This is a genomic window from Rhodoplanes roseus, from assembly GCF_003258865.1.
Taxonomy (GTDB): Bacteria; Pseudomonadota; Alphaproteobacteria; order Rhizobiales; family Xanthobacteraceae; genus Rhodoplanes; species Rhodoplanes roseus.
The window spans coordinates 1-280 of sequence record NZ_NPEX01000779.1 but is presented as its reverse complement, the minus strand read 5'-3'; the positions used below and the strand labels follow the sequence as shown (position 1 = coordinate 280).

The following is a 280-nucleotide window of genomic DNA, read 5'->3' as shown; positions in this document are numbered from 1 at the left end:
GACCCGCAACGGCAAGCGCACCACCCATGCCGCCCTCAAGATCGCGACGGGCATGGCCGAGGAAGGCCTGATCACTGAGGAAGAAGCGGTGATGCGCATCGAGCCGACCTCGCTCGACCAGCTCTTGCATCCCACGCTCGATCCCAAGGCGGAACGCAACGTCATCGCGCGTGGCCTGCCCGCCTCGCCTGGCGCCGCCAGCGGCGAGATCGTGTTCACGCCGGACAAGGCCGATCTTCTCACCAAGGAAGGCCATCCGGTCATCCTGGTGCGTATGGAA

General features: G+C 65.7%; 1 pseudogene. It reads left to right on the top strand.

The features are described from left to right. Positions 1–280: pseudogene (locus CH341_RS32370) on the top strand (pyruvate, phosphate dikinase); the annotation flags it as partial.